The organism is Micromonospora sp. BL4 (assembly GCF_003667505.1).
In the GTDB taxonomy this organism is placed as follows: Bacteria; Actinomycetota; Actinomycetes; order Mycobacteriales; family Micromonosporaceae; genus Micromonospora.
The window spans coordinates 24319-39463 of the sequence record NZ_RCVJ01000137.1 but is presented as its reverse complement, the minus strand read 5'-3'; the positions used below and the strand labels follow the sequence as shown (position 1 = coordinate 39463).

12 protein-coding genes are annotated in these 15145 nt (G+C 71.3%); 7 read left to right on the top strand and 5 right to left on the bottom strand.

What is annotated here, in order from left to right; genetic code table 11:
- Positions 1-23 precede the first annotated feature (23 nt).
- The 7 genes from EAD89_RS16865 to EAD89_RS16835 all read left to right on the top strand — a co-directional run bounded on the left by EAD89_RS16865 (position 24) and on the right by EAD89_RS16835 (position 6975).
- Positions 24-752 carry a TetR family transcriptional regulator gene (locus EAD89_RS16865; protein ID WP_121676411.1) on the top strand — a complete coding sequence of 243 codons (729 nt, stop codon included), beginning with the start codon at positions 24-26 and terminating at the stop codon, positions 750-752.
- Positions 749-1045: a DUF4873 domain-containing protein gene (locus tag EAD89_RS16860; protein WP_121676410.1), complete on the top strand. Its 297-nt coding sequence runs from the start codon at positions 749-751 to the stop codon at positions 1043-1045. The genes EAD89_RS16865 and EAD89_RS16860 overlap by 4 nt, the downstream gene beginning before the upstream one ends.
- Entirely contained in the window at positions 1035-1901 is an 867-nt protein-coding gene (locus EAD89_RS16855) for an SDR family oxidoreductase (RefSeq protein ID WP_121676409.1), read from the top strand. Before EAD89_RS16860 ends, EAD89_RS16855 begins: the two co-directional genes overlap by 11 nt.
- A 2-nt stretch (positions 1902-1903) precedes the next feature.
- Complete coding sequence (locus EAD89_RS16850) at positions 1904-2746, top strand: alpha/beta fold hydrolase (RefSeq protein ID WP_233578761.1); 843 nt, start codon at positions 1904-1906, stop codon at positions 2744-2746.
- A 40-nt stretch (positions 2747-2786) separates the two neighbouring features.
- Positions 2787-3407, top strand: coding sequence for a TetR family transcriptional regulator (locus EAD89_RS16845; protein WP_121655580.1), 621 nt, complete (start codon positions 2787-2789; stop codon positions 3405-3407).
- A 72-nt stretch (positions 3408-3479) separates the two neighbouring features.
- Positions 3480-5057 carry an MDR family MFS transporter gene (locus EAD89_RS16840; protein WP_121676408.1) on the top strand — a complete coding sequence of 526 codons (1578 nt, stop codon included), beginning with the start codon at positions 3480-3482 and terminating at the stop codon, positions 5055-5057.
- A gap of 361 nt (positions 5058-5418) precedes the next feature.
- Complete coding sequence (locus tag EAD89_RS16835; protein ID WP_121655582.1) at positions 5419-6975, top strand: OFA family MFS transporter; 1557 nt, start codon at positions 5419-5421, stop codon at positions 6973-6975.
- 86 nt (positions 6976-7061) lie between these two features.
- Here the strand turns inward: EAD89_RS16835 and nrfD are convergent, their stop codons facing one another.
- The 5 genes from nrfD to EAD89_RS16805 form a co-directional block, all read right to left on the bottom strand.
- Positions 7062-8075: an NrfD/PsrC family molybdoenzyme membrane anchor subunit gene (gene nrfD, locus EAD89_RS16830; protein ID WP_121676407.1), complete on the bottom strand. Its 1014-nt coding sequence runs from the start codon at positions 8073-8075 to the stop codon at positions 7062-7064.
- Entirely contained in the window at positions 8072-9115 is a 1044-nt protein-coding gene (locus EAD89_RS16825; protein ID WP_121676406.1) for a 4Fe-4S dicluster domain-containing protein, read from the bottom strand. The genes nrfD and EAD89_RS16825 overlap by 4 nt, the downstream gene beginning before the upstream one ends.
- A gap of 2 nt (positions 9116-9117) precedes the next feature.
- Positions 9118-12393, bottom strand: coding sequence for a formate dehydrogenase (gene fdh / locus EAD89_RS16820; RefSeq protein WP_147457449.1), 3276 nt, complete (start codon positions 12391-12393; stop codon positions 9118-9120).
- A gap of 158 nt (positions 12394-12551) precedes the next feature.
- Entirely contained in the window at positions 12552-14384 is a 1833-nt protein-coding gene (locus tag EAD89_RS16810) for a hypothetical protein (protein ID WP_147458820.1), read from the bottom strand.
- Positions 14381-15145, bottom strand: coding sequence for an ABC transporter ATP-binding protein (locus tag EAD89_RS16805; protein ID WP_121655588.1), 765 nt, complete (start codon positions 15143-15145; stop codon positions 14381-14383). Before EAD89_RS16805 ends, EAD89_RS16810 begins: the two co-directional genes overlap by 4 nt.

The window sequence follows — 15145 nt, the reverse complement described above, 5'->3', positions numbered from 1 at the left end:
GGGTAACTGTTACGAGTAGTAGCATGCAATCGCCGCTCAACGATGTCAATGCATCCGATCCCCCGGCCCCGGCCCCTGACGAGCGCCGGAAGGCGAAGGGCAACGGCCGCCGGGACCGGTGGGCCGACCATCGCGAGCAACGACGACGGGAGCTGATCGGGGCCGCCGTCCAGGCGTTGCTGCGGTACGGCCCGGAGGTCGACATGGACCAGGTGGCCGCCACCGCCGGCGTCAGCAAACCCGTCCTGTACCGCTACTTCGCCGACAAGTCGCAGCTCTGGGTCGCGGTGAGCGAGGTCGTGGCGGCCCGGATCATCGACACCGTGGCGCCCGCCGTGGAGCAGGTCCGCGAGGAACGCGGCCTGGTGCAGGCGACGATCGACGCGTACCTCGGGGTGATCGAGGCGCAGCCCACGCTCTACCGGTTCCTGATGCACCAGTCCGGGCACCCCGGCATCCACCAGGTGGTCGCCGGGACCAGCCAGCAGGTCGCCGCCGGGCTGGCTCGCGTGATCGGCGACCGGCTGCGCGCGCTGGGCCTGGACGCCGGTCCCGCCGAACCGTGGGCGTACGGCCTGGTGGGCTTCGTGCAGGCGGTCGGCGACTGGTGGACCACGCACGGCCAGCCGATCAGCCGGGCGGCCCTCACCGACTACCTGACCGCTCTGCTGTGGAACGGGATCGAGGGCGTACGGGCCAGCGCCGACCTGCCTCGCGAGCTCACCCGCGCCCACGAACGGATCGCGCCATGAGCTACCACGGCCCGGCCGGCGTCGCGGGCGCCACCGTCCGGGTGCACCTCAGCGGGCGGTGGGAGCCGGTCGACGGGCGCTACCACTGGGGCGGGCGGATCGAACCCGACCCGCGGGTGGCCCAGCTCCTGCGCTCCGGCCGGCGCGACGTCGAGCTGCGGATCGCCGACCGGGTCCGGCCCGCCCGGCTGGCCGAGGTCGACCCGTGGGGTGGCGTACGGATCACCGGCGTGGGCGATCCGCCCTGGCCGCCGCCGGCCGGACCGGAACGGGAGCACGCCGATGCGGTATGACCTGGCGGGCAGGACCCTGCTCATCACCGGCGCCGCACGCGGGATCGGGGCGCACCTGGCCCGCGCGGCCGTCGCCCGCGGCGCCCAGGTCGCCGTCGTGGGCCTGGAAGCCGAGCTGCTCAAGCAGCTCAGCGCCGAACTGGACGCGCACTGGTACGAGTGTGACGTCACCGATCAGGCGGCTCTGGACGCCGCCGTCGCCTCCACCGTGGACCGCTTCGGCGGCATCGACGTGGTCGTGGCGAACGCCGGCATCGCGAACCTCGGCACCGTCGCCGTGGGGCCGGTCGACGCGTTGGTCCGTACCGTCGAGGTGAACCTCTGCGGCGCGATCCGCACGGTCAGCGCGGCGCTGCCGCACGTCACGGCCGCCCGCGGCCACGTGCTCATCGTCTCGTCCGCCGCCGCCTTCGCGGCGATGCCCGGCATGGCGGCCTACTGCGCGTCGAAGGCGGGCGTGGAGCAGTTCGCGAACGTGCTGCGCCTGGAGGCCCGCCAGCGCGGCGTCACCGTCGGCACCGCGCACCCGATCTGGATCGACACCGATCTCGTCCGCGACATTCGTGCCGACCTGGCGTCGTTCCGCGACACGCTGCGCCGGCTGCCGTGGCCGCTGTCCACCGTCGTACCCGTCGAGCAGTGCGTCGACGCCCTGCTGCGGGGCATCGAACGACGCAAACGCAAGGCCTACGTGCCGCGCTCGCTCGCCGTGGTGCAGGCGCTGCGACCGGTGGTGTTGAGCGGGTTCTCGGACGCGCTGATCACCCGGTTCGGCGGGCGAAGCATGGTCGACCAGATGGAAGACGAGGTACGCCAGCTGGGGCGTTCCTTCGGCAGGACCTCCGTGGAGGGGTAGTCGTGACCGTTCACTTCCGTCGCGCGGGCAGCGGTGAGCCGCTCGTGCTCATCCACGGCATCGGCCACCGCCACCAGGCCTGGGAACCGGTGTTCGACCGGTTGACCGCCCACCACGAGGTGATCGCGCTCGACCTGCCCGGCTTCGGGAACTCCCCGGTGCCCGACGCCGGCATGCCCGCCGACATGGCCGGCACCGTCGCCGGGATCCTGCCGGTCCTGACCGGGTGGGGGCTGGAGCGCCCGCACGTGGCCGGCTACAGCCTCGGAGGGGCGATCAGCCTGGAACTCGCCGCCACCGGGGCGGTCGCCTCGGCCACCGCCTTCTCCCCCGCCGGCTTCTTCACCCCCGCGGAGCGCCGACGGGCCCTGGCCATCCTCACGATGTTGCGAGCCAACTCGTACCTGCCCACCCCGATCATGCGGGTCGCCCTGCGCTCGGCGTACCTGCGGGCGATGTGCTTCGCGCCGCTGGTGGCCCGTCCGAGGCTGTTGGACGTCGACCGCGCGCTGGGCGACGCGCTCGCCCTACGGCGTGGGCTCGGCTTCAGCGCCGTGGCCAGGGCCGCCCGCGACTACCGCTTCGACGGTCTCCGGCTGGCCGACACGACGGTGCCGGTGACCATCGGCTGGGGTGACTGCGACCGGATCTTCGGCGTACACCAGGCCGAGCGCGCCCGGGCCGGCCTGCCGGCGGCCCGGGTGGTGACGATGCCCGGCTGCGGGCACGTGCCGATGAGTGACGACCCGGATCTGGTCGCCGCGCTCATCCTGGAGACGACCGGTGCCGTGCCCCGCACCGATCGACCGGACCGGGTGGGTCAGGAACATCACTTCACAGAATAAAAACTTGCAGGATCCGCAAGTTGCCTTCTAGCCTCCCCGGGTGACCGATACCGACCAGGCCGCCACCGGGCGTCGTGACCGCAAGAAGCGGCAGACGCGGGCCGCGCTGACCGCCGCCGCGCTGCGGCTGGTCGCCGAACGCGGCCTGGAGCACGTGACGGTGGAGGAGATCAGCGAGGCCGCCGACGTCTCCTCGCGCACCTTCTTCAACTACTTCACCTGCAAGGACGAGGCGCTTACCGACGATCCGGCGCTCGACGGCACGCCGGTCGTGGCGCGGCTGGCCACCGCCCCGCAGGAGGTGCCGGCGTTGCAGGCCGTGCGACTCGCCCTCGACGAGGCGGTCGACACGATGCAGGCCGACCGGGAGTTGTGGCGACTGCGGTTGGCGGTCATCGCCCAGAACCCCGCGCTGCTGCCCCGGCTGATGGCGGGGAACATCGAGACCGAGCGGGCCATGATCACGACCATCGCCGCCCGCCTCGGCGTCGATCCCGACCACGGCCACCCGGCGCTGGTCACCGCTGTGGCCGGCGCGACCTTCCGCACCGCGATGCTGCGCTGGGCCGCCGACGACGACAGCCGGCCCCTGCGCGACTTCGTGGACGAGTCGTTCGCCGCGGTCGCCGCCGGCCTGCCGGATCCACCACACCCGGCCTGACCACCAGTCTCCGCCCCGGTGCACCGGCTCCGGGGCCAGCCACTCCGACAAGACCCCGAAAAGAGAGCGTCAATGACCACAACCGCCCCGCCCGCTGACGTGGCCGATGTCAGCACGCGCATGTCGCGTCGGGAGGTTCTTCAGGCCCTCTCCGGCCTGATGGTCGGCATGTTCGTGTCCATCCTCGCCTCCACGGTGGTGGCGAACGCGCTGCCGCGGATCATCGCCGACCTGAACGGCAGCCAGACCGTCTACACCTGGATCGTCACCAGCGAACTGCTCGCCATGACGGCGACCGTGCCGCTCTGGGGCAAGATGGCCGACCTCTACAGCAAGAAGCTGCTGATCCAGCTGTCGCTGGGGCTGTTCGTGGTGGGTTCACTGATCGCGGGCTTCACGCCGAACGTCGAGGTGCTGCTGATCAGCCGGGTCGTACAGGGCATCGGCGCCGGCGGCATGACGGCGCTGGCCACGATCGTCATGGCGGCGATGATCCCGCCCCGTGAGCTGGGCCGCTACGCCGGCATCTTCGGCGCGGTCTTCGGCGTCGGCACCATCGCCGGTCCGCTGATCGGTGGCCTGCTCGTCGACACGTCCTGGTTGGGCTGGCGGTGGTGCTTCCTGATCGGGGTTCCGTTCACCATCCTGTCCATCGTCCTGCTCCAGCGCACCCTGCACCTGCCGGTCGTCCGTCGCAAGGCAAAGATCGACTGGCTGGGCGCCCTGCTCATCACCACGGGCGTCTCCACGCTGCTGATCTGGTCGTCCCTGGCCGGGAACAAGTTCGACTGGGCCTCCGGTTGGACGGCCCTGATGGTCATCGGCGGTCTGGTTCTGCTGGCGCTGGCCGTGGTCGTCGAGTCGCGGGCGGCGGAGCCGATCGTCCCGCTGAGCATCTTCCGCAACCGCACGGTCTCCCTGGCCACCATCGCCAGCGTGCTGGTCGGTGTCGCGATGTTCGGCGGCACCGTCTTCCTGTCCCAGTACTTCCAGATCTCGCTGGGCAAGTCACCCACCGTCGCGGGCCTGATGAGCCTCCCGATGATCTTCGGTCTGCTCGTCTCGTCGACGGTGGCCGGCCAGCTCATCACGAAGTACGGCCGGTGGAAGGCGTACCTGGTGGCCGGCGCCGCGGTGATGACCGTCGGGATGCTGCTGCTGGGCACCATCGACGCCAACACCAGCGTCGTCGTGCTGTCGATCTACATGGCCGTGCTGGGCGTCGGCGTCGGCATGCTCATGCAGAACCTCGTGCTCGCCGCGCAGAACGACGTGCCGGCCCACGAGCTCGGTGCCACCACCTCCGTGCTGACGTTCTTCCGTAGCATGGGCGGCGCGATCGGGGTCAGCGCCCTCGGCGCGGTCCTGGCGAACCGGGTGACCTCGCTGACGACTGAGCGGCTCGGCCCGGCCGCGGCCGGTGGCGGCTCCGCCGAGGTGCCCGACCTGTCCACCCTGCCCGAGCCGGTGTTGCGCATCGTGCAGGACGTGTACGGCACCGCCACCGCGGACCTGTTCCTGGTCGGCGCCCCGATCGCGCTGATCGCGCTGATCGTCGTGCTGTTCATCAAGGAAAAGCCGCTCCACACCCTCAGCGGGGACGAACGACGCGCACAGGAGGAAGCAGCCGCGAAGGCGGCGACTCACTGAGCTGCGCCTGTGCGAACGGGGGCGGGCCGAGATGGCCCGCCCCCGTCTCTGCGCGCTCCGCCGGCACGCCGTCGTCGCTGGCCACCGGTGCCGTGGCCGCGTTTTTCGGTAACCACAAGCTGCCGACCGGTTGGCACGTAACGTGAGGTACAGCCGGTCAACGGCTGACGCCAGACGTGCGCCGGGCCGCCACTGCGGCGGCGCCGCTCGGCACACTGCCGTGGGTCCGGCGAGATTACCGACCCGGCGGTGATCCGGGTACGCGTGGATTCTGCCCAGTGGGCACTGTGACGGTGCGAGGCTTCGGCCTGCTCTGCGCCACCGTCGGCCCACGCAGCCGCAGGAGGTGCGGACGATGCCCATGCTGTCGGTATTCGATCCTCGGCACACGGTCGCTCCACCGGGATACAGCCGTTGGCTCATCCCGACCGCGGCGCTGGCCGTGCATGTCTGCATCGGGCAGGTCTACGCGACGAGCGTCTACAAGAACTCCCTCATCGCGCACTTCGACGCCAGCCAGACGGCGATCGGGGCGATCTTCAGCATCGCCATCGTCATGCTGGGTTCGTCCGCTGCCGTGGGTGGCCGGTGGGTGGAGCGCAACGGACCGCGCCGGGCGATGTTCGTCTCCGCCTGTTTCTGGGCCGCCGGGTTCCTGATCGGTGCGCTCGGCATCGCGACCAAGCAACTGTGGCTCCTCTACCTCGGGTACGGCGTCGTCGGCGGCATCGGGCTCGGTATCGGCTACATCTCGCCGGTCTCCACGCTGATCAAGTGGTTCCCGGACCGGCCCGGCCTCGCGACCGGCCTGGCCATCATGGGTTTCGGCGGCGGTGCCCTGGTCGCCGGCCCGCTCGCGCGCCAGCTGCTCTCCCTGTACGACCCCGGCTACAACCCTGCCAACCCGGCCGCGGTGGCATCAGGGCACGCCCTGGTGGCACTCTTCGTCACGTTCGCCATCGGATACTTCGTGATCATGATGTTCGGGCCGTTCAACGTCCGCGTACCCGCGCCGGACTGGCGGCCCGCCGGGTTCGACCCCACGCGCGTCGCCAGCAAGCCGCTGGTGACACGGGCGAGCGTGTCCGCGTCGAACGCCGTACGCACCCGTTCGTTCTGGTTGCTGTGGATCGTGCTGTTCTGCAACGTCACCGCGGGCATCGGCATCCTGGAACAGGCCAGCCCGATGATCCAGGACTTCTTCCGGGACAACGGCGTCAGCGCCGTCTCGGTGTCGGCGGCGGCCGGTTTCGTGGGCGTGCTGTCGCTGTTCAACATGGCCGGACGGTTCGTCTGGTCGACGACGTCCGACCTCATCGGCCGCAAGCCCATCTACATGGTCTACCTCGGCGTGGGCATGGTGCTCTACGCGCTGCTGGCCATCGCCGGCCACGCCGCGACGGCGGTCTTCGTGCTGATCGCCGCCGCCATCATCTCGTTCTACGGCGGCGGTTTCGCCACCGCCCCCGCCTACCTGCGGGACCTGTTCGGCACCTTCCAGGTCGGCGCCATCCACGGCCGACTCCTGACCGCCTGGTCGGCGGCGGGCATCGCCGGGCCGCTGATCGTCAACGGCATCCTCGACACGCAGGGCAAGCCCGGCACCCTCACCGCGTCGGCGTACCGGCCCGCGCTGTTCACCATGGTCGGCGTCCTCGCCATCGGCTTCATCGCCAACCTGCTGGTCCGCGCCGTGCCGGAGCGGTTCCACGAGCCCGACCGGGGGCCAACCTCGCCGGTGGCGCGTGCCACGGTGACCGAGCCGGTCGCCCTGGGCCCGGAAAGTCAACCGTCGGTGCCGAAGCAGGTCGGCAACCAGACCGGGCGCCTCTGGCTCTCGTGGCTGCTCGTCACGGCGCTGCTCGGATACGGCATCGTCCAGACCGCCATCACCGCCGCGAAGCTGTTCACCGGCTGACGTCAGCCGCGCCGCTGGTGGCTGGCTGACCGCCGACACGCCCCGGGCCACCTACCTAGCTGGTAGGCGGCCCGGGGCGTTCCGCGCTAACGGCCGGCCGTCGGCCCGTGCTGGTCGAGCCGCTCCCGTTGCGGCAGGACCGTGTACTTCGGATCGCGCGCGGACACCCTGCCGGCCTCGAAGACGCCGAACCGGGTGGCGACGGACGATGCCACGAGGGCCGCGCCGGAGATGGCCGACAGGATTCTGCTGCGCCGGTTGACCAGTGCGGCGACGGTGCCCACCGCGAGCAGCGCGCGCCCCGCCCGAACCAGTCGGCCGCTGCGTCCGTGCGCGTAGGGCTCGCCGGTCACGCCCAGCCGCTCCATCCGGCGACCGCCGACAAGTTCGATGGTCGCGGCGGCCACGGCGAGTCGCCGCAGCGGGGCGGTCTCCGCGGCCGGTGCCGCGATCAGCCCGACCCCGGACGCGGCGGCGAGCGCGCTGCCGGCGAAGACGAACGGCAACGACGGATACGCGTCGTGCCAGGACGGTACGGCGGTGTCGGCGAGCAGCACCCCGGTGTAGGTGGCCAGCGCCGGCGCGGTGGCCGCGGCGGCCAGACCGGCGATGTCACCGACGGGCGGCGCCAGTCGGCGGGCGAGCCCGAGCGCACCGTGCTGTGGAAGCAGCGGCGCAAGCTCGGCGACCGCGGCCACGCCGGCCATCGGTCCGAACGCGGCGAGGATCCAGGTGCCGACCGACATCGGCGAGGTCAGCTTCGCCACCCGGAGCATGTGGTGGAACCGGGCTGGCCGCCCGAGGTCGTGAACCAGGAGGTACGTGCTGGCGGCGACCCCACCGAGGGCCGTCCAGCGGCTCACCGTCCGCAGTCCGGGCCGTCCGGTCAGTTGGGCGCCCGCGCCGATCAGGGCGCTCCCCGCGGCGAGGCCGCCGGTGAACAGGTAACCGGCGATGTCGTGCTTCCACACCGGCGGCTTGAGGACCGGCCGGCCGTAGTAGGAGCTGAAGTCGGCGGGCGGCACGGTCAGCTGTTCGCCGCCGTGGCCACGCCCTCGACCGGCCTGGCGCTGCCTGTCGGGTCGCGTCGTGTCCGTCATGGCCGCCTGCCCAGAAACGCGACCGCGGTGGCGGCAGCCATCGTCATCGCCGCGAGCCCGGCGCGTTTCCACATGGCCGGCAGGTCGCGGGTGGTCACGACCGGGTCCGGTGGCAGCCCGTACACCTCCGGCTCGTCCAACAACAGGAAGAACGCCCCGTCACCACCCACCCCGTCGTCCGGGTCGTGCCCGTACAACCGCGCCTCGGGCACCCCCCGCTCATGCAGCGTCGCCACCCGCGCCGCCGCCCGCTCCCGCAACTCCTCCAACTCCCCGTACTGGATCGACTCCGTCGGACACGCCTGCGCACACGCCGGAGTCATCCCCACACCCAACCGGTCGTAACACAACGTGCACTTCCACGCCCGACCGTCATCCTTACGCTGATCGATCACCCCGTACGGGCAGGCGGAAATGCAGTAACCACACCCGTTGCAGATGTCCTCCTGCACCACCACCGTGCCGAACTCCGTCCGGAACAACGAACCCGTCGGACAGACATCCAGACACGCCGCATGCGTGCAGTGCTTGCACACATCCGACATCATCAGCCACCGAAAATCCGTACGCCCCTCCGCACCGCTGCCCCGACCCGGCGGGTGCGCACCCGGCATCCCGAGGAACTCCGACCCACCCGACATCCGGGCCGCCGCTCCCGGCGAGCCGCTCGGCAGACCCGGGTACGTTCCGGTGTCGGTGCTGGTGTGCGCCGCGACCTCCGCCGTCGCCGGGCTGACCGGCGGCCCGTCCGGAGTGTCGAGGAACGCCGGTGTCGCCCAACCGGCCGGGCGAGGCTGCTCGACGAACGCGACGTGCCGCCACGAGTTCGCGGTCAGCGCCCCGGTGTTGTCGTACGACATGCCCAGCAGGTCCCGGCCGCTCTCCGGGACGAGGTTCCATTCCTTGCAGGCCACCTCGCAGGCCTTGCAGCCGATGCAGACGCTGGTGTCGGTGAAGAACCCCATCCGCGGCGGGGCGTCGACGTAGCCGGCGTCGGGTGCCGGGTCGAGTGGGCCGTACAGGCTGTTGGCATGGGGCATCGTCAGACCTCCGGGTCGCGGCCGCTGTCGGCGACGTCGGTCGTGACCTGCGGTGGATAGTGCGGGCCGAGATCCCCGGACCGTCGCTGGTAGTCGGCGACGAGGTCCAGCAACTCCTGGCCCCGCGGTCGTCGACCAGGCCGGACGTCGCAGGTGCCGACCTTGCTCTCCTGGATCAGGACGTTGGGATCGAGGCTGATGCCGAACAGGTCGTTGGCCGAGTCACCGGTCACCAGACCCTCGAACCCGAAGTGGTACGGCAGCCACACCTGGTGGATGATCCGACCGTCCACCCGCAGGGGCGTGAGCCGGTCCGTCACCAGCACCTTCGCCTCGACGGCCGCGCGCGTGGTGATCAGGTGGGCCCAGCCCAGGTGGTTCAGCCCGACCTCGGCGGCCAACTCGGGGGACACCTCGACGAACATCTCCGGTTGCAGTTCGGCCAGCGGGCGGACCATCCGGCTCATCCCGCCGGCGGTGTGGTGCTCGGTGAGCCGGCTGACCGTGAACACGTACGGGAAGACCTGACTGTGCTCCTCCGGCGGGCTCGGATTGAGCGTGTTGATCGGATGGGTGTAGACCTTGCGGGTCGGGTTGGCCTGTTGCCGGTACAGCGGGTTGCGCACCGGCGACTCGACCGGCTCGTAGTGCGTGGGCATCGGCCCGTCGAGCACGCCGGTGGGCGCGTACAGCCAGCCCTTGCCGTCGCCCTGAAGGACGAACGGGTCGTCGCCGGCGAGCCCCGCCACGCCCGAGGAGTCCGCGGGCGGCCGGTACGACGGTGGCTTGGTCTTCTCGAAGTCCGGCACGTCGTAGCCGGTCCACTCGCCCTTGTCCGGGTCCCACCAGACGTACCTCTTGCGCTCGCTCCACGGATTACCGTCCGGGTCCGCGGACGCGCGGTTGTAGAGGATCCGTCGGTTCGCCGGCCAGGCCCAACCCCACTCGGCGGCCACCCAGTCCTGCTCGTGCCGGGACTTGCGCCGCGCGGCCTGGTTCACCCCGTCGGCGTACACCCCCGTGTAGATCCAGCAGCCGCCGGCGGTGGAGCCGTCGTCCTTCATCTCGGTGAACGTCGACAACGGCCGGCCGCTGGCCACCTCGTAGCCGTTGATCTCGTACAGCACCGCCTCGGCGCTCGGCTCGGCGTTCGGGCCGTGCGTCGGGTAGTTCCAGTTCAGGTCGAGCAGTGCCCGGTCGCGGGGTCGGGTCGACGTGGCCAACCGTTCCCGGATGATGCGCCCGAGGTGGTAGAAGAACCACAGCTCGGAACGGGCGTCGCCTGGTGGCTCGACGGCCTTCTCCCGCCACTGCAACAGCCGCTGCGTCTGGGTGAAACTGCCCTCCTTCTCCACGTGCGAGGCGGCGGGCAGGAAGAACACCTCCGTACGGCACTCCTCGGGCACGATCTCGCCGGTCTCGATCTCCGGCGCGTGCTGCCAGAACGTGGCGCTCTCGATCTCGAACAGGTCCCGGACCACCAGCCAGTCCAGGTTGGCCATGCCGAGCCGTTGGGCCCGCCCGTGCGCCGAGCCGACCGCCGGGTTCTGCCCGAGCAGGAAGTACCCCTTGATCTTCCCGTCGATCATGTCCAGCACCTGCTGGTATGTGCCGTGATCGCCGGTCATCCGCGGCATGTAGCCGTAGCAGTAGTCGTTCTCGGCGGTGGCCGCGTCCCCCCAGTACGCCTTGAGGAGGTTCACCCCGTAGGTGCGGGCGTTGCCCCAGAAGCCCTTCTGCCCCGGATGCCGGATGCTGTCCACCCAGTCGTCCAGGGTCGGGTGGTCGGAGTGGTGCGGCATCGGCAGATAGCCGGGCAGCAGATTGAACAGGGTCGGAATGTCGGTGGAGCCCTGGATGCTGGCGTGCCCGCGCAACGCCATGACTCCACCGCCCGGGCGACCCACGTTGCCGAGCAGCAGCTGGATGATCGCCCCGGTACGGATGTACTGCACCCCGACGCTGTGCTGCGTCCAGCCCACCGAGTAGACGAGCATGCCGGTGCGCTCCCGGCCGGAGTTCCGCGTCCAGGCCTCGGCCAGCTCCAGGAACTTCTCCTGCGAGATGCCGCAGACCCGCTCGACCATCTCCGGTGTGTAGCGCGCATAGTGCCGCTTGAGGATCTGGTAGACGCAGCGCGGATGCTGCAACGTCTCGTCCCGTTCGGTCTGCCCGTTCACCGGCGCGCCGTGTGACTCGTGCTCCAGCCCGGCGGCGGTTTCCCGCTGTGTCTCGGTGTCCCGGGTCGCGGCGTTCTGGCCGTTCCCCGCGTACCGCCAGCTCTTCTGGTCGTAGCTGGCGTTCTCCTCCTTGAAGCCGGAGAAGAGGCCGTGCATGTCCTCGGTGTCGCGGTACTCCTCGGTCACGATCGTGGCGGCGTTCGTGTAGGAGATCACGTACTCCCGGAAGTCGAGTTCGTTCTCCAGGATGTAGCGCACCACCCCGCCCAGCAGCGCGATGTCGGTGCCCGCCCGGATCGGCAGGTACCCGTCAGCCAGCGCGCTCGTGCGGGTGAACCGGGGGTCGACGTGGAAGACCTTCGCGCCACGGCGCTTGGCCTCCATCACCCACTGGAAGCCCACCGGGTGCGCCTCGGCCATGTTCGAGCCCTGGATGACGATGACGTCGGAGTTGGCCAGGTCCTGCTGGAACTGGGTGGCGCCGCCGCGACCGAAGCTGGTCCCCAGACCGGGGACGGTGGCGGAGTGTCAAATACGGGCCTGGTTCTCGATCTGGAGCGCCCCCATCGCGGTGAACAACTTCTTGATGAGGTAGTTCTCCTCGTTGTCCAGCGTCGCCCCGCCCAGGCTGGAGATACCCAGCGTCCGGTTGAGCGGTCGGCCCTCGGCGTCGACGTCCTCCCACGTCTCGTCCCGGGCCGCCAACACCCGATCGGCGATCATGTTCATCGCCGTGTCGAGGTCCAGGTCCTCCCACTCGGTGCCGTACGGCCGGCGGTAGCGGACCGTGGTCTGCCGCAACGGGCTGGTCACCAGGCTCTTGCTGGCCGCGCCCTTCGGGCAGAGCCGACCCCGCGAGATCGGGCTGTCCGGGTCGCCTTCGATCTGGCTGACCTGCCCGTCCTTGACGTACACCCGCTGGGCGCAGCCGACGGCGCAGTAGGGACAGACGGACTTGGCCACCGAATCGGCGGTGTCGGTGCGGGCGGTGAGCGACAGTGAGCCCGCGGACTTGGACGCGGCGCCCCGGCCGAGCGGGTCCGTGCCGGTCAGCTGGCGATAGACCGGCCAGCCTTCGAACCAGCTGCGCACCCCCATCGCCGCACCTTCCCGACTAATCACACCAAATATGAACAGCCTGACACTAGACGAGGTGCCAGCCCGGTCGCAGCGAGATCAGCAGAGACAGGCCTCCCCCGGCCCTTTTCGCACAGGCCGGGAAAGGCATGGTGTATGGAACCGGCGAGGACATGGCGTCAGCGCGCGGGCCGGCGATCCCACAACACCAGGCCGGCGAGCAGCATCGCGACGCCCACACCGATCATTCCCCACCCCACCGCCGTGCGCGCGCCGGCGTCCAGGTGGCCCGCCACGATCCACCCGCCGTCGATCCCGAACGCCAGCGGCATCACCCCCTGCGGGATCAGCGGGATCCACCCCACCGTCAGCAACCCCAGCGCCCACGCGGTCGCCGTGTTCTCCCGATACCACTGCACGTTCCATGTCAGCGGGATCACCGTCTCCGGGGGCCGGCTCCGCTGACCGGCCGCGGCGAGCACCTCGGGGCCGCGCCGGGCGAGGCGGTCGTCGGCCAGCCACACGCCGCCCCACCAGACGGCAGCGCCGCACAACAGCCCGACCAGCGGCAGAAGCGGCGCCGCCTCCGGCGGGCCCCAGACCGCCAGCGCGAGCACCGGCGCCGCGGCGAGCAGCCCACCAGCGGTGGCAACCAGCACGCTGACGATGTCGGTCGGGTTGTCGGCCGAGGTGGGATGCCGTGGGTCGGCCACCGGGCGCACCCGCAGCAGCGACACCCACACCGGCACCGACGCGCCCGCGCCGAGCAGAGCCGGCAGGGTGGAGAGCGCGGTCAGCGCGTCGACCCGGGGCGCGAGGATGACGCCGGCGACGGTCAGCAGCACCCCGATCGGGGTGACCACAAGCAACCACGCCAAGGCCCGACCCCGGACCTCGGCACGTTCGCCGCCCGGCGCGGTGAGCGGCAGCCACAGTGCGGTGCCGTCCAGTCCGACCAGCCCCGCCGACATCGCCGCCGCGCCGAGCACGGCGAGCGGTCCGGCCCACGGCAGCAGCAGATCCACGTCGGACAACAGCGGAAGGCCGGCGAGCAGCGCCCCGTACACCACCGCGAACGCCAGATACTGCAGGCGCAGCGGATGCCGCATCCAGGCACGGGCCTCGCGGCCCGTAACCGCCCGCGTCGCCGCCGGCACCCACCCCAGCCGCTCGCGCCTGGCTCCGACCGGTGACGCCGCCGTGGTCGCACGCGGCCGGAACGGCACGCCGGCGATGAGCACCCGTCGGACGAGCATGATGTACGCGGCGGCGCAGAGCGCCACGATGCCCACCAGGGCCGCCATCCTCCGCACCCCTTGCCCGGTCGGCCCTGTCGCGGCGGTGATCGGCCAACCGCTCGGCACGTACGCCATGGCCCGGACCACTCCCTCGGGCGCTGCCGTGAGCAGGACCGACACCCACGGGAAGACCGCCCAGAGCGACCCGGCGACTCCCATCGCCGTACCGGTGAAGATGCCAGTGAGCAGCGCCCCGACCGGACCGCCGGCGTGGCCGACGACCTCCAGTGCGATGGCCGAGCCGATCAGCCCGAGCAGCCAGAGCAGCACCGCACCGGAGGCGGTGACGAGGACCGCGACAGTGCCGTGCCGAGCGGCGTGCACCGGCAGCGCGGCGAGCGCCACCAGCGAGACGGCCGGACCGATGCCGATCGCCGACGCGGCGAGCAGACCGATCGCGGCCGGGACGCCGCCGATCGGCTCCAACCGCAGGTGGGCCGGACGGACCCGGCCGCGCCCACCGCCGAGCAGCAGCGGCAACACGATCCAGCCGAGAACCCACGCCCCGGCGAGCAGACCGAGGGTGTGCTGGTCGCCGCGGAGCGCGTACCAGATCAGCCAGGCCGCCGCGAGCAGTCCGACCAGACCGGCCACCGCGGGTCCTGGATGCTCGCGCAGCGAGCGACGCAGCATTGTCGCCCGCATCCGGGCCGGTACCGCGACCGCGCTTAGGGTGCCGGCCGGCGGACCGGCGGTGGCGGGTGCCGCGCTCATCGTGCCCCGGTCAGCCAGTCCAGACCGGCGCTGCCGGAGGCCTCGGCGCCGACCAGCTCGACGAACCGGTCCTCGAGGCTGCTGCCGGCGGCGACCTCGGCGACCGGTCCGGCGGCGACCACCCGGCCCTGATGGATCACGGTCACCTCGTCGCACATCTGCTCCACCAGCAGCATCGAGTGGGTGGACAGCACGCAGGTGCCGCCGCCGGCCACGAACCGGCGCAGCACACGGCGAATGGTGGCCGCGGAGACCGGGTCGACCGCCTCGAACGGTTCGTCGAGCACGAGCAGCCGGGGCGCGTGCAGCAGCGCCTGGGCGAGACCGAGCTTCTTGCGAGTGCCGGTGGAGCAGTCGGCGAGTGGTGTGCCGGCCCCCTTGGCCAGACCGAGCACCTCGATCAGTTCGGCGGCACGGTCGGTGGCCGCGGCCCGACGCAGCCCGCGCAGGCCGCCGGTGTAGCGCAGCAGTTCGGCGCCGGTGAGGCGTTCCGGGAAGTCGAGGCCGTCGGGCAGCACGCCGGTCAGCGCGCGGGTCAGGCCGCGGTCGCGCAGCGCGTCGTGGCCGAGGATCCGGATCTCCCCGGAGTCCGGGGTGAGCAACCCGACCGCCATCCCGATGGTGGTGGACTTGCCGGCGCCGTTGGGCCCGACGATGCCGTGAAACGTGCCGGTGTGGACGGTCAGATCGATGCCGTCCACCGCGCGATGCGCCGCGAAGGTCTTGACCAGGCTGCGGATCTCGAGTGCCGGGGGGATCAC